The organism is Bordetella genomosp. 9 (assembly GCF_002261425.1).
Taxonomy (GTDB): domain Bacteria; phylum Pseudomonadota; class Gammaproteobacteria; order Burkholderiales; family Burkholderiaceae_B; genus Bordetella_C.
This window is the reverse complement of the sequence record NZ_NEVJ01000001.1, coordinates 1,204,457-1,227,666: the sequence shown is the minus strand read 5'-3', so window position 1 is coordinate 1,227,666 and position 23,210 is coordinate 1,204,457. Positions and strand designations below refer to the sequence as shown.

The 23,210-nt window shown below is 65.7% G+C and carries 23 protein-coding genes and 1 tRNA gene; 11 read left to right on the top strand and 13 right to left on the bottom strand.

Features of this window, described 5'->3' with window-relative positions:
• Positions 1 to 157: 157 nt before the first annotated feature.
• The 3 genes from CAL26_RS05650 (at position 158) to CAL26_RS05640 (ending at position 2,815) form a co-directional block, all read left to right on the top strand.
• Positions 158 to 1,198, top strand: coding sequence for an aminoglycoside phosphotransferase family protein (locus tag CAL26_RS05650; protein ID WP_256987991.1), 1,041 nt, complete (start codon positions 158 to 160; stop codon positions 1,196 to 1,198).
• Positions 1,198 to 1,902, top strand: coding sequence for an N-acetylmuramate alpha-1-phosphate uridylyltransferase MurU (murU, locus tag CAL26_RS05645; RefSeq protein ID WP_094845891.1), 705 nt, complete (start codon positions 1,198 to 1,200; stop codon positions 1,900 to 1,902). The genes CAL26_RS05650 and murU overlap by 1 nt, the downstream gene beginning before the upstream one ends.
• Before the next feature lie 211 nt (positions 1,903 to 2,113).
• Complete coding sequence (locus CAL26_RS05640; RefSeq protein ID WP_179283262.1) at positions 2,114 to 2,815, top strand: DUF6776 family protein; 702 nt, start codon at positions 2,114 to 2,116, stop codon at positions 2,813 to 2,815.
• 64 nt (positions 2,816 to 2,879) lie between these two features.
• On the opposite strand, the gene CAL26_RS05635 is transcribed toward CAL26_RS05640, so the two are convergent.
• From CAL26_RS05635 to CAL26_RS05625, 3 genes are all read right to left on the bottom strand, one after another.
• Positions 2,880 to 3,425 (bottom strand): cytochrome b, encoded by a 546-nt coding sequence (locus CAL26_RS05635; RefSeq protein WP_094845889.1) that lies wholly within the window; start codon positions 3,423 to 3,425, stop codon positions 2,880 to 2,882.
• Positions 3,426 to 3,488: 63 nt separating this feature from the next.
• The gene (locus CAL26_RS05630; protein WP_094845888.1) at positions 3,489 to 4,709 is read right to left on the bottom strand and encodes an amidase; all 1,221 of its coding nucleotides are present in this window, start codon (positions 4,707 to 4,709) and stop codon (positions 3,489 to 3,491) included.
• A 4-nt stretch (positions 4,710 to 4,713) separates the two neighbouring features.
• Complete coding sequence (locus CAL26_RS05625; RefSeq protein ID WP_256987989.1) at positions 4,714 to 5,589, bottom strand: IclR family transcriptional regulator; 876 nt, start codon at positions 5,587 to 5,589, stop codon at positions 4,714 to 4,716.
• 127 nt (positions 5,590 to 5,716) lie between these two features.
• Here CAL26_RS05625 and CAL26_RS05620 point away from each other — a divergent pair, with 127 nt between their 5' ends.
• Together CAL26_RS05620 and CAL26_RS05615 are read left to right on the top strand one after the other, a co-directional pair.
• Positions 5,717 to 6,586 (top strand): polysaccharide deacetylase family protein, encoded by an 870-nt coding sequence (locus CAL26_RS05620; protein WP_094845887.1) that lies wholly within the window; start codon positions 5,717 to 5,719, stop codon positions 6,584 to 6,586.
• Between the two features lie 184 nt (positions 6,587 to 6,770).
• Positions 6,771 to 7,751, top strand: a complete 981-nt coding sequence (locus tag CAL26_RS05615; protein WP_094845886.1) for a Bug family tripartite tricarboxylate transporter substrate binding protein — start codon at positions 6,771 to 6,773, stop codon at positions 7,749 to 7,751.
• 118 nt (positions 7,752 to 7,869) lie between these two features.
• Here CAL26_RS05615 and dnaJ read toward each other — a convergent pair whose 3' ends face one another.
• The 6 genes from dnaJ to hrcA form a co-directional block, all read right to left on the bottom strand.
• A complete protein-coding gene (dnaJ, locus tag CAL26_RS05610) occupies positions 7,870 to 8,994 on the bottom strand; it encodes a molecular chaperone DnaJ (RefSeq protein ID WP_094846025.1) in 1,125 nt (374 codons plus the stop codon).
• Positions 8,995 to 9,116: 122 nt separating this feature from the next.
• Positions 9,117 to 11,042 carry a molecular chaperone DnaK gene (gene dnaK, locus CAL26_RS05605; RefSeq protein ID WP_094845885.1) on the bottom strand — a complete coding sequence of 642 codons (1,926 nt, stop codon included), beginning with the start codon at positions 11,040 to 11,042 and terminating at the stop codon, positions 9,117 to 9,119.
• Between the two features lie 99 nt (positions 11,043 to 11,141).
• Positions 11,142 to 11,477: a thioredoxin family protein gene (locus CAL26_RS05600; RefSeq protein WP_094846024.1), complete on the bottom strand. Its 336-nt coding sequence runs from the start codon at positions 11,475 to 11,477 to the stop codon at positions 11,142 to 11,144.
• 62 nt (positions 11,478 to 11,539) lie between these two features.
• The gene (gene grpE, locus CAL26_RS05595) at positions 11,540 to 12,094 is read right to left on the bottom strand and encodes a nucleotide exchange factor GrpE (protein ID WP_094845884.1); all 555 of its coding nucleotides are present in this window, start codon (positions 12,092 to 12,094) and stop codon (positions 11,540 to 11,542) included.
• Positions 12,095 to 12,246: 152 nt separating this feature from the next.
• A complete protein-coding gene (hemH, locus tag CAL26_RS05590) occupies positions 12,247 to 13,323 on the bottom strand; it encodes a ferrochelatase (RefSeq protein ID WP_094845883.1) in 1,077 nt (358 codons plus the stop codon).
• A 46-nt stretch (positions 13,324 to 13,369) separates the two neighbouring features.
• A complete protein-coding gene (gene hrcA, locus CAL26_RS05585; protein ID WP_094845882.1) occupies positions 13,370 to 14,374 on the bottom strand; it encodes a heat-inducible transcriptional repressor HrcA in 1,005 nt (334 codons plus the stop codon).
• Positions 14,375 to 14,491: 117 nt separating this feature from the next.
• Here hrcA and CAL26_RS05580 point away from each other — a divergent pair, with 117 nt between their 5' ends.
• Together CAL26_RS05580 and recN are read left to right on the top strand one after the other, a co-directional pair.
• Entirely contained in the window at positions 14,492 to 15,391 is a 900-nt protein-coding gene (locus CAL26_RS05580; RefSeq protein WP_094845881.1) for an NAD kinase, read from the top strand.
• 7 nt (positions 15,392 to 15,398) lie between these two features.
• Complete coding sequence (gene recN, locus CAL26_RS05575) at positions 15,399 to 17,045, top strand: DNA repair protein RecN (protein ID WP_094845880.1); 1,647 nt, start codon at positions 15,399 to 15,401, stop codon at positions 17,043 to 17,045.
• Between the two features lie 28 nt (positions 17,046 to 17,073).
• Here the strand turns inward: recN and fur are convergent, their stop codons facing one another.
• On the bottom strand, positions 17,074 to 17,493 hold the full coding sequence (gene fur, locus CAL26_RS05570; protein WP_086063696.1) for a ferric iron uptake transcriptional regulator: 420 nt from the start codon (positions 17,491 to 17,493) through the stop codon (positions 17,074 to 17,076).
• A 185-nt stretch (positions 17,494 to 17,678) separates the two neighbouring features.
• Between fur and CAL26_RS28550 the strand changes: the two genes are divergently transcribed.
• Positions 17,679 to 18,254, top strand: a complete 576-nt coding sequence (locus CAL26_RS28550) for an outer membrane protein assembly factor BamE (protein ID WP_373454453.1) — start codon at positions 17,679 to 17,681, stop codon at positions 18,252 to 18,254.
• A gap of 33 nt (positions 18,255 to 18,287) precedes the next feature.
• Entirely contained in the window at positions 18,288 to 19,079 is a 792-nt protein-coding gene (gene dapB, locus CAL26_RS05560) for a 4-hydroxy-tetrahydrodipicolinate reductase (RefSeq protein WP_094845879.1), read from the top strand.
• A gap of 77 nt (positions 19,080 to 19,156) precedes the next feature.
• Here the strand turns inward: dapB and murB are convergent, their stop codons facing one another.
• Entirely contained in the window at positions 19,157 to 20,200 is a 1,044-nt protein-coding gene (gene murB / locus CAL26_RS05555; RefSeq protein ID WP_094845878.1) for a UDP-N-acetylmuramate dehydrogenase, read from the bottom strand.
• An 89-nt stretch (positions 20,201 to 20,289) separates the two neighbouring features.
• Between murB and CAL26_RS05550 the strand changes: the two genes are divergently transcribed.
• Positions 20,290 to 20,365: transfer RNA gene (locus CAL26_RS05550), tRNA-Gly, on the top strand.
• A 96-nt stretch (positions 20,366 to 20,461) separates the two neighbouring features.
• On the opposite strand, the gene CAL26_RS05545 is transcribed toward CAL26_RS05550, so the two are convergent.
• Positions 20,462 to 21,253 (bottom strand): helix-turn-helix transcriptional regulator, encoded by a 792-nt coding sequence (locus tag CAL26_RS05545; RefSeq protein WP_094845877.1) that lies wholly within the window; start codon positions 21,251 to 21,253, stop codon positions 20,462 to 20,464.
• Positions 21,254 to 21,377: 124 nt separating this feature from the next.
• On the opposite strand from CAL26_RS05545, the gene CAL26_RS05540 reads away from it, so the two are divergent.
• Positions 21,378 to 21,989 (top strand): glutathione S-transferase family protein, encoded by a 612-nt coding sequence (locus tag CAL26_RS05540; RefSeq protein WP_094845876.1) that lies wholly within the window; start codon positions 21,378 to 21,380, stop codon positions 21,987 to 21,989.
• Positions 21,990 to 22,124: 135 nt separating this feature from the next.
• Here the strand turns inward: CAL26_RS05540 and CAL26_RS05535 are convergent, their stop codons facing one another.
• Entirely contained in the window at positions 22,125 to 23,096 is a 972-nt protein-coding gene (locus CAL26_RS05535; protein ID WP_094845875.1) for a Bug family tripartite tricarboxylate transporter substrate binding protein, read from the bottom strand.
• Positions 23,097 to 23,210 lie beyond the last annotated feature (114 nt).

Here is a 23,210-nt window from a genome sequence, read left to right as displayed (position 1 = left end):
ACGGCGATGGTCGCCCGCCCGGTGTAACCCGCGAAGAGCCGGTATTATAGATAAGCTCGGCGTCAGCGCAGCCAGCGATTGCCCGGCATGCGCGTTATTCCGTACGACCGGCCTTTCACGCCCCTCGAACGCCCCTATTCCACACAGGTCGCTTTCCTTGTCTCCCACCGCCGATTCCCGCCTGGAAGCGCTGCGCCTATGGCTGCGCGGCCTGCCCTCCTCCCTGGGGCTGCAAACCGAAACCCTGCGTCCGGCCTCCAGCGATGCCAGCTTCCGCCGGTATTTCCGCCTGGATGCCGGCGCCGGCTCCGTCATCGTCATGGACGCCCCGCCGCCGCATGAAGACACCCGGCCCTTCCTGCACGTGGCCGGACTGCTGCGTGACGCCGGGCTGAACGTGCCGGCCATCCTGGCCGAGGACCCGCCCCGCGGATTCCTGCTCCTGTCGGACCTGGGCCCGCATACCTACTACCAGCGCATCCAGGACGGCCTGGACGACGCCACCCTGCAGACCCTGTACCGGCAGGCGCTGGCCGCGCTGGTGCGCATGCAGCAGGCCTCGGTCAGCGGCCTGGCCGCGTACGACAGCGCCAGGTTGATGGCCGAACTGGAGCTGTTCCCGGAGTGGTACGTGGCGCGCCATCACGGCCTGGCCCTGGATACCGACGCCCGGGCGGCCCTGCAAGGCGTCTTCCAGCTGCTGTCCACGGCCAACGGCAGCCAGCCGACGGTCCTGGTCCATCGCGACTTTCATTCGCCCAACCTGATGGCCTGCGAGGATCCGCGCCACGGCCCCAACCCGGGCATCATCGATTTCCAGGACGCCCTGGCGGGTCCCATCACCTACGACCTGGCATCGCTGGTGACGGACGCGCGCACGACCTGGGAAGAAGCCCAGCAACTGGACTGGGCGATCCGTTATTGGGAAATGGCGCGCGCCGCGAGCCTGCCCGTCGCGGCGGATTTCGCCGATTTCCACCGCGCCTACGAGTGGATGGGCCTGCAACGCAATCTGCGCATCCTGGGCGTCTTCGCGCGCCTGCATCACCGCGACGGCAAACCGGGCTACCTGGCGCATATTCCACGCGTCAACGGCTATGTCCGCCAGGTAGCGAGCCGCTACGGCGTGTTCGCCCCCCTGCTGCGCCTGCTGGACAGGCTGGACGACAGCCAGCCCACGGTGGGATACACGTTCTGATGCGCGCCATGATCCTGGCCGCGGGGCGCGGCGAGCGGATGCGTCCGCTCACCGACACCACGCCCAAGCCCCTGCTGCGGGCGGGCGGCAAGCCGCTGATCGCCTGGCATATCGAACGGCTGGTCGCGGCGGGCATGCGCGACATCGTCATCAATCACGCCTGGCTCGGCGACCGGCTGGAAGCCGCCCTGGGCGACGGCAGCGCCTATGGCGCCCGGTTGCGCTACTCCCGCGAAGGCACGGCGCTGGAAACCGCGGGCGGCATCGCCCTGGCGCTGCCGATGCTGGGCGACGCCCCCTTCCTGGTCGTCAATGGCGATGTCTGGTGCGACTGGAATCCCGCCGCCGCGCCGGCCCGGGCGCGGGAACTCGACGGCGTCCGCAGCCAGGCCTGGCTGCTCCTGGTCGATAACCCGGATCATCACCCCCTGGGCGATTTTCACGCCGGCACCGCCGGCGTGCTGGACCCGGATGTGGGCGATCGGCTGACCTTTTCCGGCATCGGCATCTACCATCCGTCGCTGTTCGGCGGCATCGCGCCGGGCGCGGCGGCCCGGCTGGGGCCCTTGCTGGGACAGGCCATCGCCCGGCACGCCGTGCGCGGGCAGCGGCATGACGGGCGCTGGGTCGACGTCGGCACGCCCGAGCGCCTGGCCGCGCTCGACGCCGAACTGCGTAAAAAGGCCTCGGGCGCGGCGTCCTGACCGGATATTTCACAATATCAAGGTAGGCAACCATGCTTGTCGAAATGGCTAAGCCCTGGCCGGCCGGGTTATCCTTTCAGGCTTTCAGCGATCGGCCCGCCTTTCGGCGGGCCGATCGCGTCGCAACGCATACTGGTTTCCGCGCGCTTTCAACGCCGTCATGACGGCGCTGCAAACAGGCACGGAGTGGTTTCTGTTTGGATGGATGGGGATGTTCGGACGCTCGCAGCGCGCGGTTTTCAAACCTTCGGTTTATCAACCCGGTAAACGGTCGCGGCGCATGCCGCGCTGGCTGGTCCTGCTGCTCGCCGGCGTCGTGCTGGGTGCGGGCGGGGTGTTGTTCCTGCAGACCAATTATGGACCGCAGCGGTTGACGGTCGAACAGTCGGAACAGTTGCACGGCGAACTCAGCGCCGCCAACGTCGATCGCCAGCGGCTGCAAGGGCTGGTCGAAGAACTGACGCAGCAACGTGACGCCGCCCGCGCCACGCACGACAAGCTGACCGCCGATCTGTCACAGGCGCGCCAGCAGATACAAGGACTCAACAAGGACCTGACGCTGTTCCAGGACGCCGTACCGCCCGATCCGCGCGGCGGCCCCATCGGTATCCGGTCGGCCACGCTTTCGCGCCAGCCCGGCCAGTTGAATTACCAGGTGCTGGTGATGCGGGATAAGGACAACAGCGGCGTCCCGTTCAAGGGCACGCTGGTCTTCGCCATCGAAGGCCGTTACCCGAACGGCCGCAGCGGCACCGTCACGCCCGATGCGCTGCCCGTCGATCTGGATCGCTTCGACAACCTGAGCGGCACCCTGCAGCTGCCGGACGGCTTCATCGCCCGCGGCGTCACCATCAAGGTGCTGGACTCCGCGCAGAAGCAACAGGCCATGCGGATCTTCTACGTACGCAGCTGACGCGGGCGACCGCAAGGCCGCCCGCGTGCAAAGCCGGCGCGGCGGCCAGTCTTGCGATCCATCTTCAGAGCATCTTGCGCAGCGTGCCATCCTTGCGCACGTACTGGTGCCACAAGGCGGCCAGCGCATGCAGGGCGATCAAGTAGAACAACGCATTGCCCATGAAAACGTGGATGTCGTGCACGACGCCGCGCGCGTCGCTGTTGGCGCCGGCGATGGTGATGGCGATACCGGTCCCCATCAGCCTGACCGGATTGCCGCCGAAGTTGATCATCAGGATGCCCAGCAGCGGCTGCGCCAGCAGCACGATGTAGAACAGCCAATGCACCGCCCGCGCGGTGACGGCCAGCAGGCCGCCGCCCTGCTCGGCCGCCGGCACGCCGTGCACCAGGCGCCAGACCAGCCGGACCGCGGTCACACAGAGCACCGACACGCCGGCCCACATATGGATGCCCGTCCAGAACGCCCGCGAATCGCTGCCGCGCGGACCACGGATTTCGATCGCGAACAAGGCCAGCGCGACCAGCAGGAAGACCACCCAATGCAGGATGATGGCCGGGCGGCTATAGCGGGCCGGCGCGAGGGATGTAGCGGAAGGCGTGGCGGACATCAAGGGCTCCTGTTCCTGTATGTGGATGGTGCGGGCGACCGGGCATCGCCAGGTGTCCCTACCTTACAGCACCCAGCGGGCGGCGCTGTCCAGCAGAGCCTGGTCGCGGCCGCGAGCCGTTATCAGTGACAGGCCGACCGCGCACTGGTTCCCCGCCATGGCGGGCATGGTCAACTGCGGCAACCCCGCGAGGCTGGCGACGCAAAGCAGGCAAAGCGCACGGGTGCGATCCTCGGCCGCGGTCGTCGAGCCCTTGATGGGCGCCACGAAGGAAACCGTGGGAATGCAGAGGACCGCGTCCCGCAGCAGCTCGTCCAGCTGCGCGGCGATGCGTTGGCGCTGGATCGCGGCGGCGTCGGCGTCATCGGCGGCGATGGTGGAAGCCCATTTGAAGCGTTCGGCGATATCCGGGCCGAAGCTGGGCGCGTGGCGGCTGATCCATGCGCCATGCGCGGCCCAGACTTCGCGGCCCTGGATGACGCGGAATACCTGCTGCCATGCCAGCAGGCCTTCCGTGGCCAGCGTCATATGTTCGACCTTGCCGAATCGCGCCTGGGCCTTTTCCAGCGGCGCGGCCAGGCCCTGGCGTACCTCATCCGACGCCAGCGCCCAGGCGTCGTCGGCGATCAGCAGGCGGCCGTCCAGCGGCTGGCCCGGCGCGCCGCCAGGCAGCAGCGTCTGCCCCACCCGCGCCAGCGTCGCCGCGTCGCGGGTGATCCAGCCCACCACGTCGTAGCTGGGCGCCAGCGGAACGACGCCGGCGCTGGACACGGCGCCGTGCGTGGGCCGGAACCCCCAGGCGCCGCAGAACGTCGCGGGCAGCCGGATCGAACCCGCCGTATCCGTGCCGAGTCCGATATCGCACAAACCGCTGGCCGCGGCCACGGCCGAGCCGCATGAAGAGCCGCCAGGAATGCGTTCGGGAGTGACCGGATTCACCGGCGTCCCATAATGGAAATTCTCGCCATTCAGGCTGTAGGCGAGTTCGTCGGTCAGCGTCTTGCCGATGACGTCGGCGCCGGCATCCAGCAGTTGGCGCACCACCGGCGCATGCTGTGGCGCCGGCCCATGCGTGGCCCGCCAGTCCGGGTTGCCGGCCCCGGTGATCCTGTCCTGGATGTCGATCATGTCCTTGACGCCGACGCGCAGCCGGGCCAGGGGGCCGGCTGCCGCGCCGGCCAGCTCGAAGCGGCCTTCCGGCGCGAAGGCGCCGCTGGGATTGGCCGCGGCCGAGTCCGCCGGCTTGCCGCCGGCCGGGGCCGACGCGATATTCGCTTGTGTCATTGGGTCACCGATACAAAAGAGTTCCGATTACGTTCACTTCATTGCGCAGCAAGGGGTAGAGCGCGGCCTGTCGCGCCGGCGTCATCCGGCTGGAAATCGCCGCGATCGCCAGCGCCGCCACCGGCGCGCCGAAGGGATTGCGCACGGCCAGGCCGATGGCCGTGACGCCCGGCACCGCCTTTTCGCCGATGGACGCATAGCCCTGGGCGCGGCCGGCGGTGATGGCGTCCTTCAGGTCCCGCTCGTCCAGCTCGCCGTAGGCGCCGATGCGCGGCCGTATGGCCTCGACCACGCGGTCCACTTCGGCGGGCGCGAGCGCCAGCAGGATCGCCAGGCCGCCCGCGTTCACCCCCAGGGGTTGCCGGCTGCCAACCGTGACCACCGGGGTCTGGATGGGGTAATGGCCTTGCATGCGGCTGATGCATACGGCGTCGTTGCCACGGCGGATGAACAGGAAGGCCGTGTCCCCGGTCGCCTCGGCCAGGCGCTGCAACGATGCGGCGCATAGTTCGCGCAGGTTGAACTGCGGCGCCGCCACCAGCCCCAGTTCGAAGACCAGCGTGCCCAGGCGGTAGCGCCGGGCCCGGGCGTCCCTGGACACCATGCCCTCGGCCACCAGCGCCTTCAGCATGCGATGCGCCGTGGGCGCTTCCAGCCCGCACAGGCGCGCGACGTCGACGAAGCGCAGCCCGCCTTCCTGGTGTTGCGCCAGGACCTTCAGCACATTCACGACGCGGCGGATGGCCTGGGTGCCCGCCGGCGCGCCTTCGGCCGACGCCACCAGTCGCGCGGCGTCCAGGGCAGCGCCGGGATCCGCGCCGGTTTCCGGCTTCATGAAGTCGCCATTGTCCGGGCGCAGCAAGGCGTCAGGGTTTACCACGACCAAAACTTCCAATAGATGGATACTTTATTGCACTGCATTGACAGCCCACGCCCTGCTAAATACATTGGCCCGAACAATACAGAGGCGGAAGGCCCGGGTCAAACATCCATTATATGGACTATCAATGCTACCCAAGCAACGTATCGATTACTCCGCGATCATCGATCGCAAGAAGCTGACGCCGCCGGACGGCGCGCGCGTCATCGTCTGGCCCATCGTCAACGTGGAAGACTGGCAGATCGAGCGCTATATGCCGCGCCAGGTGCTGCCCCCGCCGACCGGCGTGACCACCCTGCCCGACATCGCCAACTGGGCATGGCATGAATACGGTATGCGCGTCGGTTTCTGGCGCCTGAAGGCCGCGCTGGACCGCCTGGGCATCGTGCCCACGCTGTCGATCAACGGCAGCGTCTGCCTGAACTATCCGCGCGTCGCCGAGGAAGCCCACAAATCCGGCTGGGAGTTCATGGGCCATGGCTTCATCCAGATGCCCACGCATCAGGTCGAGGACCAGCGCGCCATGATCAAGCGCACCGTCGAAACCATCGAACAGTTCACCGGCAAGAAGCCGGTCGGCTGGCTCGGACCGGGGCTGACCCAGACCCTGGAAACGGTCGACTACCTGCACGAAGCCGGCATCCGCTACATCGGCGACTGGTGCCTGGACGACCAGCCCTGCAAGGTGCGCACGGCCACCGGCGATATGGTCGCCATGCCGTACGCCCTGGAACTCAACGACATTCCGGTCGTGGCGGTCCAGCACCATTCGTCGGACGAACTGCTGATCCGCGTCAAGGACACCTTCGACCGCCTCTACCAGGAAGGCGGGGATCACGTGCGTGTCATGGGCATCGCCGTGCATCCCTTCCTGAGCGGCGTGCCGCACCGGATCAAGTATTTCGAAGAAGCACTGGCCTACGTCGCCGGCCACGATCACGTCAAGTTCATGACCGGCGCGCAGATCCTGGAGTGGTACCAGGCGCAGCAGGCCTGACGGCACCGGCATTACCAGCGGTACCCGGACAGCGGTGCGGCCTGCCAGGCCTGCATCGCGCCGAAAAAATCAGGGGATCAGGGCGGTGGGGGAAAACAACGGACGCAAGTGTCCAGATACATTGCGCGGCGCGCCATGCGAGCCGCGTTACCGCCCTAGTTATTCAAATCAGTTCGGAGTTTTTATGCGTACCCGCAGTCTACTCGGCGCCTTCGCCTGCCTATTCGCTTTGTCCGCCAGCACGGGGGCCCTGGCCCAGGCCGACGACTATCCCAACCGGCCGATCCGGCTGCTCGTGGGCTTCCCGCCCGGCGGCATCTCGGACGTCATCGCCCGCACGGTCGCATCCAAGGCCAGCTCGATCCTGAAGCAGAACATCGTCGTCGAAAACCGCCCCGGTGCCGGCACCACCATCGCCGCCGATACGGTGGCGCGCTCGGCCCCCGACGGCTATACGCTGCTGCTGCAGGACACGACCACCCACGCCATCAACGCCAGCCTGTATCCCAAGCTGCCGTTCGATACGGTCAAGAGCTTCACGTCGATCTCGCTGGTTTCCAGCTCGCCGCTGATGCTGGTGGTCAAGGAAGATTCGCCGGCCAAGACGGTGAAGGAGCTGATCGCCCTGCTGGCGTCCAAGCCGGGCGGTTATGCCTATGGCTCGTCCGGCAACGGCACCATCATCCACCTGGCCAGCGAAATGATGGACCGCGCGGCCAACGTGCAGGCGGTGCACATTCCCTACAAGGGCAGCGCCCCCATCATCCAGGCCCTGTTGTCGGGTGACGTGGCCTACGCATGGAGCAGCATGCCGCCCGCCATTTCGCAGGTGAAGGCAGGCAAGCTGCGCGCGCTGGCCGTCAGCACGCCCAAGCGCATCCCGGCCGCGCCGGATGTCCCGACGATCGCCGAAGCCGGCGTACCGGCGGCGGAAGTGATTCTGTACAACGGCGTCCTGGGACCTGCCAATCTGCCGCCCGCCATCGTCAAGAAGTTGAATGCCGCCTTCAATGAAGCGGCCAACAGCGACGAAGTCAAGACCGTCTATGCCACGCTGGGCGCCGAGCCGGTGGCCGTGACGCCGGAACAGATGCAGGCGCAGATCAACGCCGACATCCCCAAGTACGGCAAGGTGGTGAAGGAAGTCGGCGCCAAGGTCGACTGAGGCACCGGAATAAAAAAGCCCGGATTCCATCTGGAATCCGGGCTTTTTCGTTTCCTTCGTTTCGGCGGCGCCGATCCGGCGCCACACGCGAACGCCTGGACGCACGAACGCATGGACGTCAGCTGAAGAACTCCTTCACCCGGTCCGTCCAGGACTTGCTTTGCGGCGAATGGCGGTCGCCACCGTCGTTCAGCGAGGCTTCGAACTGGCGCAGGATGCCCTTCTGCTCCTCGCTCAAGCGCACCGGGGTTTCCACCACCACGTGGCAATACAGGTCGCCCGGATAGCTGCCGCGCACGCCGCGTATGCCTTTGCCGCGCAGGCGGAAGGTCTTGCCCGACTGCGTGCCTTCGGGAATGGTGATCTCCGCCTTGCCGCCCAGCGTCGGCACCTGCAGTTCGCCCCCCAGGGCCGCGGTGGTGAACGGGATGGTCAGCTCGCAATGCAGATCGTCGCCGTCGCGCTGGAAGATCTTGTGCTGCTTGATGTGGATTTCCACATACAGATCCCCGGGCGGGCCCCCATTCAGGCCAGGTTCGCCATTGCCGGCCGAGCGGATCCGCATCCCATCGTCGATGCCGGCGGGAATCTTCACCTGCAGCGTCTTGTTGCGGCGGATGCGTCCCACGCCATCGCAGTTCGTGCAGGGATCGGTGATTTCCTTGCCGCTGCCATGGCAGGTCGGGCAGGTCTGCTGCACGCTGAAAAAGCCCTGTTGCATGCGCACCGCGCCGGAGCCGCCGCAGGTGCGGCAGGTCTTGGGCGTGGTGCCGGGCTTGGCGCCGCTGCCGTGGCAGACTTCGCAGTTTTCCCAGCTGGGCACCCGGATTTCGGTATCGAAACCGTTGGCGGCCTGCTCCAGGGTGATTTCGAGCGCGTACTTCAGGTCCGCGCCGCGGTACACCTGAGGCCCGCCGCCGCGCCGCGCGGCGCCACCGAAAATCTCGCCGAAGATATCGCCGAACGCATCGGCGAAGCCGCCGCCCATGCCGGCCCCCATGCCGCCCGCGGCATTGGGATCGACGCCGGCATGCCCGTAGCGGTCATAGGCGCCCCGTTTCTGTTCGTCGGTCAGGACCTCGTAGGCTTCCTTGGCCTCTTTGAACTTTTCCTCGGCCTCTTTGTTATCCGGATTGCGGTCCGGATGGTATTTCATCGCCAGCTTGCGATAGGCCTTCTTGATGTCGTCGTCCGAGGCGTTCTTGGCAACACCCAGGATCTCGTAATAGTCACGTTTTGCCATGATCTTCCAAAGGCTTTCTTCTTCGAGGGCGCCGAACAAAACCCTGCTTTCATACGACCGCGCCCGGGGCAGGAAAACTTCCGGCCCCGGGCGTTCACACCATCACTATACGCGGTGGTTCATCACTGGTCGCGCTTGACTTCCTTGAAGTCGGCATCGACCACATTGTCGTCGGCCGGCTTGGCGTTGTCCGCCGCGGTCTGCTGCTGCGCGGCCTGTTGGGCCTGCATGTCGGCGTACATCTTTTCGCCCAGCTTCTGCGACGCGGTGGACAGCGCCTGCACCTTGGCATCGATCGCGGCCTTGTCGCCATCCTTCAGGGTGGCTTCCAGGTCCTTGATCGCGGCCTCGATGCTTTCCTTTTCGGCGGCATCCAGCTTGTCGCCATACTCGGTCAGCGACTTGCGCGTGGCGTGCACCAGGGCGTCCGCCTGGTTGCGCGTCTGCGCCAGCTCGGCGATGCGGTGATCCTCGTCGGCGTTCGCTTCGGCGTCTTTCACCATGCGCTGGATCTCGTCTTCCGACAGACCCGAGTTCGCCTTGATGGTGATCTTGTTTTCCTTGCCCGTACCCTTGTCCTTGGCGGACACGTGCAGGATGCCGTTGGCGTCGATGTCGAAGGTCACTTCGATCTGCGGCACGCCGCGCGGCGACGGCGGGATGCCTTCCAGGTTGAACTCGCCCAGCGCCTTGTTGCCCGCCGCGATCTCGCGCTCGCCCTGGAAGACCTTGATGGTCACCGCCGGCTGATTGTCGTCGGCCGTCGAGAACGTCTGCGAGAAACGGGTCGGGATGGTCGTGTTCTTCTGGATCATCTTGGTCATGACGCCACCCAGGGTTTCGATACCCAGGGACAGCGGCGTGACGTCCAGCAGCAGCACGTCCTTGCGTTCGCCCGACAGCACGGAACCCTGGATCGCGGCGCCAGCAGCCACGGCTTCATCCGGGTTCACGTCCTTGCGCGGATCGCGGCCGAAGAATTCCTTGACCTTGTCCTGCACCTTGGGCATGCGGGTCATCCCGCCGACCAGGATCACGTCATGGATTTCCGAAACCTTGACGCCGGCGTCCTTGATGGCGATGCGGCACGGTTCGATGGTGCGCTCGATCAGGTCTTCCACCAGCGCTTCCAGCTTGGCGCGCGTGATCTTCAGGTTCAGGTGCTTGGGACCGGAAGCATCCGCCGTGATGTACGGCAGGTTGATTTCGGTCTGCTGGCTGGAGGACAGCTCGATCTTGGCCTTTTCGGCGGCTTCCTTCAGGCGTTGCAGCGCCAGCACGTCCTTGGACAGGTCGACGCCCTGCTCTTTCTTGAACTCGCCGATGATGTAGTCGATGATGCGCTGGTCGAAGTCTTCGCCGCCCAGGAAGGTGTCGCCGTTGGTGGACAGCACTTCGAACTGCTTTTCACCGTCGACGTCGGCGATTTCGATGATGGAAATATCGAAGGTACCGCCGCCCAGGTCATACACGGCGATCTTGCGGTCGCCCTTTTCCGCCTTGTCCAGGCCGAAGGCCAACGCCGCCGCGGTGGGCTCGTTGATGATGCGCTTGACTTCCAGGCCCGCGATGCGGCCGGCGTCCTTGGTCGCCTGGCGCTGGCTGTCGTTGAAGTACGCCGGCACCGTGATGACGGCTTCGGTCACTTCCTCGCCCAGGTAGTCCTCGGCGGTCTTCTTCATCTTGCGCAGCACTTCGGCCGACACCTGCGGGGGCGCCAGCTTCTTGCCCTGGGCTTCGACCCAGGCATCGCCATTGTCCGCCTTGGCGATCTTGTAGGGCATCAGGTTGATGTCCTTCTGCACTTCTTTTTCGTCGAACTTGCGGCCGATCAGGCGCTTGACGGCGTACAGGGTGTTCTTGGGATTGGTGACGGCCTGGCGCTTGGCGGGGGCGCCGACCAGGATTTCACCATCGTCCATGTACGCGATGATGGAAGGCGTCGTGCGGGCGCCTTCGGCGTTTTCGATGATGCGGACCTGGCCACCGTCCATCACAGCCACGCAGCTGTTGGTGGTGCCCAGGTCGATGCCGATGATCTTGCTCATGATGGTTTACCTTGGATTAGGTCGTATTTAAGGTTGAATTGGTAAAAAAACCGCTTAGCAGATAAGTGGGGCTGGCGTCAGGGTTTTCAAGCGCTTTCTTCAGCTCTTTTCCGACTGCAGCCGCCGCACGGCTTCGGTGAACTGCGGCAGGCCCGGCCAGCCGGTGATCCGGCCCAGCCGCTTGCCCGCGCGGTACATCACAAAAGTGGGGACGCCATGCAGGGCGAAGCGCCGGCCCAGCGCGACGTCCGCGTAGACGTCCGCCTGGAACCAGCTCAGCCCCAGCGCCAGCAACGCGTCCTTGTGCAGCAAGGCGGTCTGCTTGAAGAGATTGCAGTTATAGCAATCGGTACCCCACAGGAAGACGCAGCGCAGGTCGTCGCCCGGCGCCTGCACGACATCGCGATCGAAGCCATCGCTGGCGACGGGACGCATGCCGAACAGCTCGAACACCTGGGAAGGGTCGAAAGCCTGGGACGTTGCCACGGGGCGCTCCGTCAGCCCTGCTGGCCCGCGGACACCACGACCAGCGCCGGACGCAGGACACGGTCGACGATCAGATAGCCCTTCTGCAGGGTCTGCACGACGGTGTTGGCGGGCTGGTCGGAGGGGACCGAGGAAATGGCCTGGTGCTGGTGCGGGTCGAACTTCTCACCCGCCGCCGGCGCGATTTCCATCAGCTTGTTCCGCTCGAAGGCGGAGGCCAGCTGCTTCAGGGTGGCCTCGACGCCTTCGCGCAGGAATTGCACGGTCTGGTCCTGCTGGGCCAGGGCGGCTTCCAGGCTGTCCTTCACGGGCACCAGGCTTTCGGCAAACGACTCGATGCCGAACTTGTGCGCCTTGGCGACGTCGTCCTGCGCGCGGCGGCGGATGTTTTCCGCGTCGGCGCGGGTGCGCAGCAGTTGATCGTAGTGTTCGGCCGCCTTGGCTTGCGCAGCCTCCAGTTCGGCGCGCAGCGTCGCCAGCAGGTCCTGCTGGCCTTCGGCCGCGCCCGCGCCGCTCGCTGCGTCGATGTCGGGCCTTTTCTCGGCAGGCTCGTTCTGTGCCGTCATGGGATGGATCCTCCTGGGTAACGAACAACGTTGGAGAGCAGTGTGGGGGCCAATGCCCCCATTTCAAGGGGGGTTAAAGCGTCGGGTGGAAAGAGGGGCGACAGGGGCCATTCCACGGCCCCGCCCCGGGCGCGGCAGTCAGCGGTCGGCGGTCAGGCCGGCCAGCCCTGCAACTGGCGTTGCACCAATTCCGACAGCGCGGCGATCCAGGTCTCGTCATCGTTGAGCGCCGGGATGTAGCGCAGGCGCTTGCCGCCGGCCTCGATGAAGGCATCGCGGCATTCGACCTGGACCTCTTCCAGGGTTTCCAGGCAGTCGGCCAAAAAACCGGGACAGACCACGTCGACCTCGGTGACGCCGTCCCGCGCGAGGGCCATGACGGTGGGCGCGGTGTAGGGTTCGAGCCAGCGGGCCGAGCCGAAGCGGCTCTGGAAGGTGACCAGGGCCTGTTCGGGCATGAGGCCCAGGCGCTCGCGCAGCAGGCGGCCGGTGCGCAGGCAGTCCTGGTAATAAGGATCCCCGAGCTCCACCGAGTAGCGCGGCAGTCCGTGAAAGCTCATCACCAGCTTCTGCGGCCGGCCATGCTCGGCCCAGTAACGTTCGATCTTGCCGACGATGGCCTGCACATAGCCCGGATCGTCGTGGAAGCGCTTGATGAAGCGCAGTTCCGGCTGGTCGCGCAGGCGCGCCGCATGGCGGCCCACCGCGTCGACCACGGTCGCCGTCGTGCTGGCGGCGTATTGCGGATACATGGGGACGACCAGGATGCGTTCGCAGCCGCGGCGCCGCAGCTCATCCATGGCGTCGGCCACCGCCGGGCTGCCATAGCGCATGCCGAGCGCGACTTCCACCTGCAGGCCGCGCTGCGCGAGCAGGCGGCTCAAGCCTTCGGCCTGCCGGCGGCTGTAGACCATGAGCGGCGAACCGCCGTCCATCCAGATGCCGCGATAGCGGGGCACCAGTTTCCGGGGCCGCAGGGTCAGCACCAGCCCATGCAGGATGGGCCACCACAGATAGCGGGGGATCTCGATGACGCGGGGATCGGCCAGGAACTCGCCCAGGTAGCGGCGGATTTCCGGGGCCGTCGCGGCCTGAGGCGTGCCCAGGTTGACCAGCAGCACGCCGGTCTTGCCCAGCGCGGGCAGCATGCGCTCTTCGAAGGGATCGGCTTGTTCGGGTTCCGGCAGGAAACGCTCGGGCCACAAATACTTGAACGCACGCAGGAACACGCGGATACCTCGCCACCCGTACGTCCCCCGCGGGACGCCGGAATTATCAGTGGTTATGACTCAATGCGTTGGACAGCAGGCGTGCCGTGATGTCCACGATGGGAATGACGCGCTCGTACGACATGCGGGTGGGGCCGATCACGCCCAGGGTGCCGACGACCTGGCCATCGACGCCATACGGCGCCGTGATGACCGAGACTTCTTCCAGCGGCACCAGTTGCGAATCCCCGCCGATATAGATCTGGACGCCCTGGGCCCGGCTGGACACGTCCAGCAGCTGCAGCAGGTCGGTTTTCTTTTCGAACAGGGCGAACATCTTGCGCAGCCGGTCCATGTCCGAGGCGATGTCGGTGACGTCCAGCAGCTTGCGTTCGCCGGAAATCACCACGGCGTCGCCGTCTTCGATGGCCTCGGTGCCGGCTTCGACCGCGGCCTGCATCAGGCGCGAGATATCGTCGCGCAACTGCGCCAGCTCGGTCGCCAGCGTGCGGCGCACGGCGTCGAAGGACTTGCCGGCGAAGTGCACGTTGAAGAAATTGGCCGCCTCCAGCAGTTCATGCTCGGCGTAATCGCGCTGGACGAACAGGATGCGGTTCTGCACGTCGCCGTCCGGCGTGACGATGATCAGCAGCACGCGCTTGTCGGAAAGGCGGATGAACTCGATCTGGCGGAAAACCTGGGCGCGCTTGGGCGTGAGCACCACGCCGGCGAACTGGGTCAGGTTGGACAGCAGCGCGGCCGCCGCATTCACCGCCCGCGCGGGCTCCGCGGCCGGCAGGCTTTCGCGGATGTGCTCCGGCTGGATGTCGTAGCTGCGCACCGCCAGCAGCGAATCGACGAAGAGCCGGTAGCCGCGTGGCGTGGGAATCCGCCCGGAAGAGGTATGCGGGCTGTGGATCAGCCCGGACTCTTCCAGATCCGCCATCACATTCCGTATGGTGGCCGGGGAAAGATCGAACACCTTCGAAAGCGTGCGCGATCCGACCGGTTGGCCGTCGGCGATATAGCGTTCAATCAACGCCTTGAGCAGTGCGCGTGCGCGGTCGTCCATGTCGCTATTCTATGGAAACTTTTTTGCAACGGTGCCAATTTTGTCCCTTAAAGGCAAATATGACCCCATATAATCGTTGAATCCTAGCTCAAACCCACACCGGACGCCGCCTCCAGCATGCATTTTCCGACTGTCGCCCTCATCGGCAGATACCAGGACACCGGACTGGACGCCCCCCTGCGCGCCTTGGCCCAGATGTTGACCGAGGAAGGCCGCGGCGTGCTTATCGAAAGGGACACGTCCCACAATACCGGCCTGGCGGAATTCCCCGTGGCGGACATCGACGAGATCGGCCGTCGCGCCGATCTGGCCGTGGTGATGGGCGGCGACGGTACCATGCTGGGCGCGGCGCGCTACCTGGCGCCGCACGGCGTGCCCCTGATCGGGGTCAACCACGGCAGGCTGGGCTTCATCACCGACGTGCCTCTGCACGACGCCAAGAGCGCCCTGTCGCGCGTGCTGGAAGGCAACTTCAAGGCCGAAGACCGCATGCTGCTGGAAGGCGGCATCTGGCGCGGCGACCAGCAATTGTTTTCCTCATCCGCGGTGAACGACGTGGTGCTCAACCGCGCCGGCCGCGGCGGGATGATCGAAGTCCGGGTCGAGCTGGACGGGACCTTCATGTACACGCAGCGGGCGGACGGCCTGATCGTCGCCACCCCCACCGGGTCCACGGCCTACGCCCTGTCGTCCAACGGCCCCATCCTGCATCCGGGCCTGCAGGCCATGGTGCTGGTGCCGGTGGCGCCGCAGACCCTGTCGAACCGGCCCATCGTCATCCCGGACAACGGCGAACTGGTGATGACCCTGACCGGCATGGGCCGCGTCGAACATGGCGCGTCCTGCCATTTCGACATGCAGACCTGGTCGGACCTGCAGCCCGGCGACCGCATCGTGGTCCGCCGCGCGCCGCATACCATCCGCTTCCTGCATCCCGAAGGCTACAGTTTCTTCACGACCCTGCGACGCAAGCTGCATTGGAATCTGATGCCGCAAGCCACCGACAGCGGAGAATGACGCCGCCATGCTGCGCACGCTGCATATCCGGGACTTCGTGATCGTTGAGAAGACCGACATCCATTTCGGTGCCGGCTTTACCGTGTTTTCCGGCGAAACCGGCGCCGGCAAATCCATCCTGATCGACGCGCTGGCGCTGACGCTGGGCGAACGCGCCGACGCGTCCGTATTGCGCGAAGGCGCGGCGCGCGCCGACATCAGCGCGGTGTTCGACACGCCCGAGCATCTGCGCCCCTGGCTGGCCGAACGCGAAATCGACGCGGAAGACGAACTCGTGCTGCGCCGCGTGGTGGACGCGCAGGGCCGCAGCCGCGCCTTCGTGAACGGCGTGCCGTCCACGGTGGCGCAGTTGCGCGAGCTGGGCGACAGCCTGGTGGATATCCACGGCCAGCACGCCCATCAAAGCCTGATGCGGCCCGATGCCCAGCGCGACCTGCTGGACACCCAGGGCGGCCATGGCGAGCTGCGGCAAGCGGTATCGCAGGCCTGGAAGCGCTGGCGCCAGCTTGCCAAGCAGCTGGAAGGCGCCGAACGCGACAGCGCGACGCTGGAAGCCGATCGCGAACGCCTGCAATGGCAGGCCGACGAGCTGGACAAGCTGGATCCTCACCCCGGCGAATGGGAAACGCTGCAGGCGGAGCATACGCGCCTGTCGCACGCGCAATCGCTGCTGGACGGGGCATCGCGCACCGTGCAGGCGCTGGATGGCGACGATGAGTCCGCGCATAGCCGGGTGGTGGCCGCCGTGCACGTGCTGGAGCAGCTCAAACGCCACGATCCCGAACTGGCGGGCGTCTACGATGAACTGGAGTCCGCCCGGATCGCCATCGCGGAGGCGGTCTCGGACCTGAACAACTATGTCAGCCGCGTCGAGCTGGACCCGGCCCGGCTGGCGCAGGTCGAGGAACGGATGACCGCGGTATTCGAGCTGGGACGCAAGTTCAAGGTCGATCCCGAAGGCCTGTCCGAACTGCGCGAAACGCTGCACGCCCAGTTGGCGGACATGGCGGCGGCCGCCGACGTGGACGCGCTGCGCGCCCAGACCGAAGCCGCGCAGGCCGACTACGCCAAGGCCTCGGCCAAGCTGTCGACGGCCCGCCGCAAGACCGCCAAGGAACTCGGCAAGCTGATCACCGAAGCCATGCAGACGCTGGCGATGCAGGGCGGCCGCTTCGAAGTGGCGGTGGAAAAAGCCTCCGCGCCGTCGGCGCAGGGGGACGACGTCGTGGAATTCCTGGTCGCCGGGCACGCCGGCACCACGCCCCGGCCGCTGGCCAAGGTCGCGTCGGGCGGCGAGCTTTCGCGCATTTCGCTGGCCCTGTCGGTGATCGCCAGCCGGGCGGCACGGGTACCCACCTTGATATTCGATGAAGTCGACAGCGGGGTGGGCGGCGCGGTGGCCGAGGTCGTGGGCCGCCTGCTGGGAGAACTCGGGCAGCGCCATCAGGTGCTGTGCGTGACCCACCTGCCGCAAGTCGCCGCGCGCGGCGGTGCGCATTACCAGGTCAGCAAGGCGGAAAAGGCCGGCACCACGCACTCGCGTATCGTCGAGCTGGATGCCGAGGCGCGCGTCGAGGAGATCGCGCGCATGCTGGGCGGAATCAAGATCACGGCGACCACCCGGCAGCACGCCCGGGAAATGCTGGGCGCCTGAGCAGGCGCCCACCGCGTCGGCCGTCGCATCAACGGCGCGTGGCGCAGTCCCCGCACGTGCCGTACAGCACCATCGCATGGCTTTCGAGTAGAAAGCTATTGTCCTTGGCGATCTTGTGCTGGCGCTTTTCGATTTCGATATCGTTGAACTCGACCACCTTTCCGCAGTTGGTGCAGATCAGATGGTCGTGGTGGTCGCCGTCGTTCAACTCGAAAACGGCCTTGCCGCTATCGAACTGGCTGCGCGCCAGGATGCCCGCCTGCTCGAACTGCGTGAGCACGCGGTAGACGGTGGCCAGGCCGATTTCGACGTTTTCGGCGATCAGGGCACGGTATACGTCTTCCGCGCTAAGATGGCGCTGCTCCGCCTTACGGAAAATATCCAGGATCTTCAGGCGCGGAAAGGTCGCCTTCAAACCCATCGTCTTGAGGTCGCTTTGATCGCTCATTGGTCCAATGGAGAAAGATCCGCGCCGTAGGCGGGACGGGAACGGGCCGGCGTGGCCGCCGACTCATGCCCCTGCGCTTGAGCTTTGCTCATGCGCCCGTCGCCCACGCCACGCGGAATGACTTGATAAACCTTTATGATAACGGTTTTGCCAGTATCCATTACGGGGAACCCCGAGTGTCCACGATCATACGTCCCACATCCCGCCGCTTGAAAGCGGTAATCGCAGTCGGTGCGATCGCCCTTGCCCTGGCGGGATGCAGTTCCGGCAAATGGGGCTTCCCGTACAAGGCGCCGGTCCAGCAAGGCAACTGGATCACCAGCGAGCAGGTCGGCCTGCTGCGCCCCGGCATGACCCGGGAACAGGTGCGGTTCGCCCTGGGCAGCCCCACGCTGACCAGCGTGCTGCACGCCGACCGCTGGGACTATCCCTACTACTACAAGCCCGGCTATGGCGCGGCCCAGGAACGCAAGTTCACCGTTTTCTTCGAAAACGACAAGCTGACCCGTTGGCAGGGCGACCAGCAGCCTGACGTGCAGCCTTATCAGCTGGCCGACGGCCCGTCCAATTCGGCCGGCACCAACGTGCCGCCACCGCAGGCGCCGGCACCCGCCGGTACCGCCCCGGTCGGTCCGACCGGGGCCGGCCTGCCCGCCGGCGTCAGCGGCAGCAGCGGCACGCCCGCCAACGTCAATGGCACGGGCGGTACGCCCACCACCATCAATGGCGCCAGCACCCCGGCGGCTCCCAGCCAGAAGTAGCGCCTACCCAGCAGCCAACGACAAGGATTTCACATGCGCATCGCCATTGCCGGCGCCGGCGGCCGGATGGGCCGCATGCTTATCGAAGCGGTCCTGAACCATCCCGACATGACGCTGGCGGTCGCGCTCGACCGCGCGGGCAGCGATCGGATCGGTCAGGACGCCGGTGCCTTCCTGGGCCGCGATACCGGCGTGGCGATCACCGATGACCTGCAGGCGTTGGCCGGCGCCGACTGCCTCATCGACTTCACGCGCCCGGAAGGCACGTTGGACCATCTGCGGGCCTGCGTGCGGCATGGCGTCAAGGCGGTGATCGGCACCACCGGCTTCGACGAAGCCGGCCGCGCCGAAATCGCCAAGGCGGCGGAAAGCATCGCCATCGTCTTCGCGCCGAACATGAGCGTGGGCGTCAACGCGACGCTGCGCCTGCTGGACATGGCGGCACGCATCCTGAATTCGGGCTATGACGTGGAAGTGTTCGAAGCGCATCACAACAAGAAGGTGGATGCGCCGTCGGGCACCGCATTGAAGATGGGCGAAACCATCGCGCAGGCCTGGGGCGTGGACCTGCCCGACGTCGCCACGTGGACGCGGCATGGCGACACGGGCGTGCGGGAGCCGGGCACCATCGGGTTTTCCGTCGTGCGCGGCGGGGACATCGTCGGCGATCACACGGTGTATTTCTGCGGCATCGGCGAGCGCGTCGAGATCACGCACCGCAGCAGCAGCCGCGCCACGTACGCGCAAGGCAGCCTGCGCGCCGCCGCCTTCCTGCGCGACAAGACGCAGGGGCTGTTCGATATGCAGAAGGTCCTGGGACTTTAGGCGTACAGCGGGCAGGTCGGGGCCCCCACCGCTCACGGCTGCACTACTCGGGGTCGCACTACACGGGGCCACATCACTCAGGGTCGCACCGGCTCGGGTTCCAGGTCCACGCCATAGCGCGCCTGGACGTCCGCGCGTATCGCGTTGGCCAGGGCCATGATGTCGGCGGCGCGAGCGCCCCCGCGATTGACCAGTACCAGCGCCTGGCGGTCATGCACGCCCACCGGCCCCAGCGAACGCCCTTTCCATCCGCATTGGTCGATCAACCAGCCGGCCGCCAGTTTATAGCGGCCGTCCGCCTGGGGGTAGGACACCAGTCCGGGAAAGCGGTCGCTCAGGACGGCATGCTGCGCGGCCGTCACGATCGGATTCTTGAAAAAGCTGCCGGCGTTGCCGATCACCGCGGGGTCCGGCAATTTCTGGCGGCGGATGGCGCATACGGCATCGAAGATCGCCCGCGCCGACACGGCGTCGGCCAGCGCCGGATGCGTCCGCAGATCGGGATAATCGAGCACGGGTTGCCAAGGCCGCGGCAACGCGAAGCGCACCGACACGATGGCCCATCGGCCAGGCGCGTCATGCTTGAAGCGGCTGTCCCGATAGGCGAAGCGGCAGTCCCGCGCCGACATCTCGACCCTCTCGCCGCGCGCGATGTCCCAGGCCGTCAAGCCCAGGAAGCGCTGATCCAGCTCGACGCCATACGCGCCGATGTTCTGCACGGGGCTGGCGCCGACCGTACCCGGTATCAGGGCAAGATTTTCCAGGCCGTCCCAGCCGTTGCGCAGGCATGCATCGACGAAGCCGTGCCAGCTTTCGCCGCCGCCGGCCTCGACGATCCACGCGTCACCGCGCGCTTCGACCAGCCGGATGCCGGGGATGGCCATGTGCGCCACCAGGCCTTCCATGGTGGACGGCAGCACGACGTTGCTGCCGCCGCCCAGCACGAAGGCGCCGCCGTGCGCCTGGGCAAGCCTGGACAAGGCGGGGAGCTGCGCCGGCGAAACGATGCGGACGTAGGCGGCCGCTTTCGACACCAGGCCGAAGGTGTTCAGCGGGGTCAGGTCCGCCGCCATCGGCGTAAGAGTGTCGATTTCGCCGACGGGCGCCGCTGAGTTTGACATCGCTTTTCGTGATCTGATATAGTTTCTGTCTTCGCTGATTTTACGCGAAGCATGAAAGACCGATGTGGAAACACCGGTTTTGAAACACTGCGGGAATAGCTCAGTTGGTAGAGCGCAACCTTGCCAAGGTTGAGGTCGCGAGTTCGAGACTCGTTTCCCGCTCCAGAATGATCGAAAAAGGCCGGACACTTGTTGTTCGGCCTTTTTCTTTTCCACTTTCTCTTTTCCACTTTTTCTTTTCCAGCGAAAGTTCAGCCGTGCTCACGCTCCATCCTGGATGGGCGTGCATATCACGACCCGCAAGCTGGGCGTGTCCTCCGCGCTCAGCAAGTGCAGCATAAAACTGCGCGGGGCGCCGTTGGCTTGGCGCAGTGCGATTACCGTATTACCAATGCGAACCACCTCAGGGTCCGCCCACCAGCTCGCGGCGGCGGGAAGCCGTTCCAACGCGTCATCGAGAATGCCGCGCAGCATCGGCGATTTTTCGCCCGTCAGATGATCATGGCGTGCCTTGAGCAATATCAGGCGAGCTGCCCGCTCCCAATCGAGCACCCGGGCGCGATATCGGCTGGAGAAGAGCACGATGCGCAGCATGTTCGGATTGGGTTCCCGAAAATCCTCGAATAGCTCGGTGGCCGCGTCGTTGAACGCCAATATGTCCCACGCACGGTTCATCACATAGACGGCTTGGGGCAGTGTCGCAATGAGCGTGCGCAGGCTTTCGGGCACTTCGGCAACGTTGCTCGTTGCAGTCACTTGCCGTCCCGCCAAGGCGAACAAATGCTCATGCTCGGCACGACTCAGGCGCAAGCCATGCGCGAGACGGTGCAGGAAGGCGTCGGAGACGGCGATGTCGCGTCCCTGCTCAAACCACGTGTACCAAGTCAGGCCGACGCCGCATAGCGCGGCCGCTTCCTCGCGCCGCAATCCTGCCGTGCGCCGACGCCGCGCCGGCGGGAAGCCGCACGCTTCGGGCGAAGCACGTTCACGGCAAAACCGGACGAACTCCGACAGCCGTTGTTTGGCAGGCAGGCGTGCCAGCCGATCGCTCATAAACGATGCCTTCCCACCCAATGCATCTCGTCCATTACCTTAGTAATAGCATAAAGCGAATATTGTAATAGCTAAAACTCCTTCCTACACTGGCCGCACCTGAACGGAAATAACGAGAACATTCATGCTGCTTTACCAGTTTCGAAAGGGCACCAACCCCAGGCGCGTCATCATCTACCTGAGCGAAAAAGGCCTGCATGTGCCGCGTTATGAGCTCGACTACGCACAGGGCGAACACAAATCGCCCGAGTACCTGGCCATCAACCCGAGTGGCAGGGCTCCCACCCTGCTTACGGACGACGGTACGCCCATCAACGACTCCGCTGCGATCGTCGAATACCTGGAAGAGCTGTATCCGCAAAAGCCGATGATGGGCGCGGACGCCGCCTCGCGCGCGAAGGTGCGCGCTCTCGAGCGCCTTGGGACGGACCTCATCGTACGTTCGCAGTTGTGGCTGTGGAATGTGACGACGGCTTTCCCGGCGAAGGAGGCGCAACCGTCGCGTGAACTGGCGGACAAGCTATATACCTATGTCGATGAGATTCTGGAGGCACTGGAAGCCTCGATCGGTGAACAGGCGTTCTTGGCCGGCGCCGCGCCTACCATCGCCGATTGCACCGTGTTCGCGATTCTTCAAACCGCGCGGGAGCGCTTTGAATTGCCCTTTGCGAACCGGTATGAGCGCCTCAATGCCTGGTACGACAATTTCCGCCAGCGCCCCAGCGCAGACTATTGATCTCCCTCTGACGTGGCAGCCAGACGCGTCGCGATATGTCCGCGACGCGACCATCGACGAGATCGATGAATCATCGCCGCGCACCGCGCCATCCTGGCGCGGGCCGCAACGCCCGCGCGCGCCGCACAATAACCCCTACTCCGCAACGATGCCCTTCTCCCTGATCAGTTTTCCCCACACGTCGCTGTCCGTGCGGGCCCGGCTCAGGAATTCGGCTGCGTTGCCCTGCCACAGGATCAGGCCCTGTGCGTCGTAGAACGCCTGGACCTTGGGGTCCTGCTGTGCCCTGTGCAAAGCATCGGCGAGCTTCACGGCGATCTCGGCCGGCAGTCCCGCCGGTCCCACCAATCCCACCCAACCCGCGATCTTCGGCAATTCATAGCCTTGTTCGGAGGACGTGGGCACGTCGGGTAGCAAGGCGCTACGCTTGTCCGCGAACACGACGATCGGCACCAATTTTCCGGATCGGGCGGGCCCATATACCGCGCCTACCACGTTCGACAGCAGGTCCGTCTCATTGGCTATGACGCTTGTCACCGCGGGTGCGGTGCCTTTATAAGGCACGTGCAGCAACGATATCCCTGCACGCTCCGATAGCATCTCCACGGACAGCTGGGAAGCCGACCCGACACCGGAACTTGCGTAAGTCATACGCCCCGGCGCCGCCTTGGCCTTGCGAACGAGCGTAGCCAGATCGGTGACGCCGCTTTTGTCGCTGGCGGTCAATACCATCACGACATCGGCCGCGGGAGCGATATAAGTGAAATCCTTGAACGGGTCATAGGCCGCCTTCTTGAAAAGATGCGGTCCCAGGCTCAGTTGGGAGGCAATGCCCATCATGAGCGTGTATCCATCGGGCTTCATCTGCGCCACGCTCGCCGCGGCAATCGTGCCGCCAGCGCCCGCCTGGTTTTCGACGACGACCGACTGGCCCAGGTACTTGCCCATCTCGGCCGCGAGCAGGCGCGCGACCCCATCCGCGGCCGAGCCTGGCGACTGCCCCACGATAAGCCGGATGGGCCGCTCCGGATAATGCTGCTGGGCATCAACCGGCGAAGCCGCGGTCATCAGGGCCGCAAGTGCGGCGCCCGCGATCAGTCCTTTCATGGAATCCCCTTGTATGAGGCGACGAACGCGCCGTCTCCAGCGGCTACGATATAAAGGTCCGCGCCCGGGTTCTTCGTAGTTTCGGGACAAGGTGGAGTACAAAAGCGACAGGCG

Coding starts and splice junctions, on each gene's coding strand:
- CAL26_RS05540 (WP_094845876.1), top strand. CDS start 21,378: ATGCTGCTTTACCAGTTTCGAAAGGGCACCAACCCCAGGCGCGTCATC.
- dapB (WP_094845879.1), top strand. CDS start 18,288: ATGCGCATCGCCATTGCCGGCGCCGGCGGCCGGATGGGCCGCATGCTT.
- murB (WP_094845878.1), bottom strand. CDS start 20,200: ATGTCAAACTCAGCGGCGCCCGTCGGCGAAATCGACACTCTTACGCCG.
- CAL26_RS05535 (WP_094845875.1), bottom strand. CDS start 23,096: ATGAAAGGACTGATCGCGGGCGCCGCACTTGCGGCCCTGATGACCGCG.
- CAL26_RS05640 (WP_179283262.1), top strand. CDS start 2,114: ATGTTCGGACGCTCGCAGCGCGCGGTTTTCAAACCTTCGGTTTATCAA.
- hrcA (WP_094845882.1), bottom strand. CDS start 14,374: ATGGACGACCGCGCACGCGCACTGCTCAAGGCGTTGATTGAACGCTAT.
- CAL26_RS05620 (WP_094845887.1), top strand. CDS start 5,717: ATGCTACCCAAGCAACGTATCGATTACTCCGCGATCATCGATCGCAAG.
- CAL26_RS05580 (WP_094845881.1), top strand. CDS start 14,492: ATGCATTTTCCGACTGTCGCCCTCATCGGCAGATACCAGGACACCGGA.
- fur (WP_086063696.1), bottom strand. CDS start 17,493: ATGAGCGATCAAAGCGACCTCAAGACGATGGGTTTGAAGGCGACCTTT.
- CAL26_RS05615 (WP_094845886.1), top strand. CDS start 6,771: ATGCGTACCCGCAGTCTACTCGGCGCCTTCGCCTGCCTATTCGCTTTG.
- murU (WP_094845891.1), top strand. CDS start 1,198: ATGCGCGCCATGATCCTGGCCGCGGGGCGCGGCGAGCGGATGCGTCCG.
- dnaJ (WP_094846025.1), bottom strand. CDS start 8,994: ATGGCAAAACGTGACTATTACGAGATCCTGGGTGTTGCCAAGAACGCC.
- CAL26_RS05600 (WP_094846024.1), bottom strand. CDS start 11,477: ATGCGTCCCGTCGCCAGCGATGGCTTCGATCGCGATGTCGTGCAGGCG.
- CAL26_RS05635 (WP_094845889.1), bottom strand. CDS start 3,425: ATGTCCGCCACGCCTTCCGCTACATCCCTCGCGCCGGCCCGCTATAGC.
- recN (WP_094845880.1), top strand. CDS start 15,399: ATGCTGCGCACGCTGCATATCCGGGACTTCGTGATCGTTGAGAAGACC.
- CAL26_RS05630 (WP_094845888.1), bottom strand. CDS start 4,709: ATGACACAAGCGAATATCGCGTCGGCCCCGGCCGGCGGCAAGCCGGCG.
- dnaK (WP_094845885.1), bottom strand. CDS start 11,042: ATGAGCAAGATCATCGGCATCGACCTGGGCACCACCAACAGCTGCGTG.
- CAL26_RS05545 (WP_094845877.1), bottom strand. CDS start 21,253: ATGAGCGATCGGCTGGCACGCCTGCCTGCCAAACAACGGCTGTCGGAG.
- grpE (WP_094845884.1), bottom strand. CDS start 12,094: ATGACGGCACAGAACGAGCCTGCCGAGAAAAGGCCCGACATCGACGCA.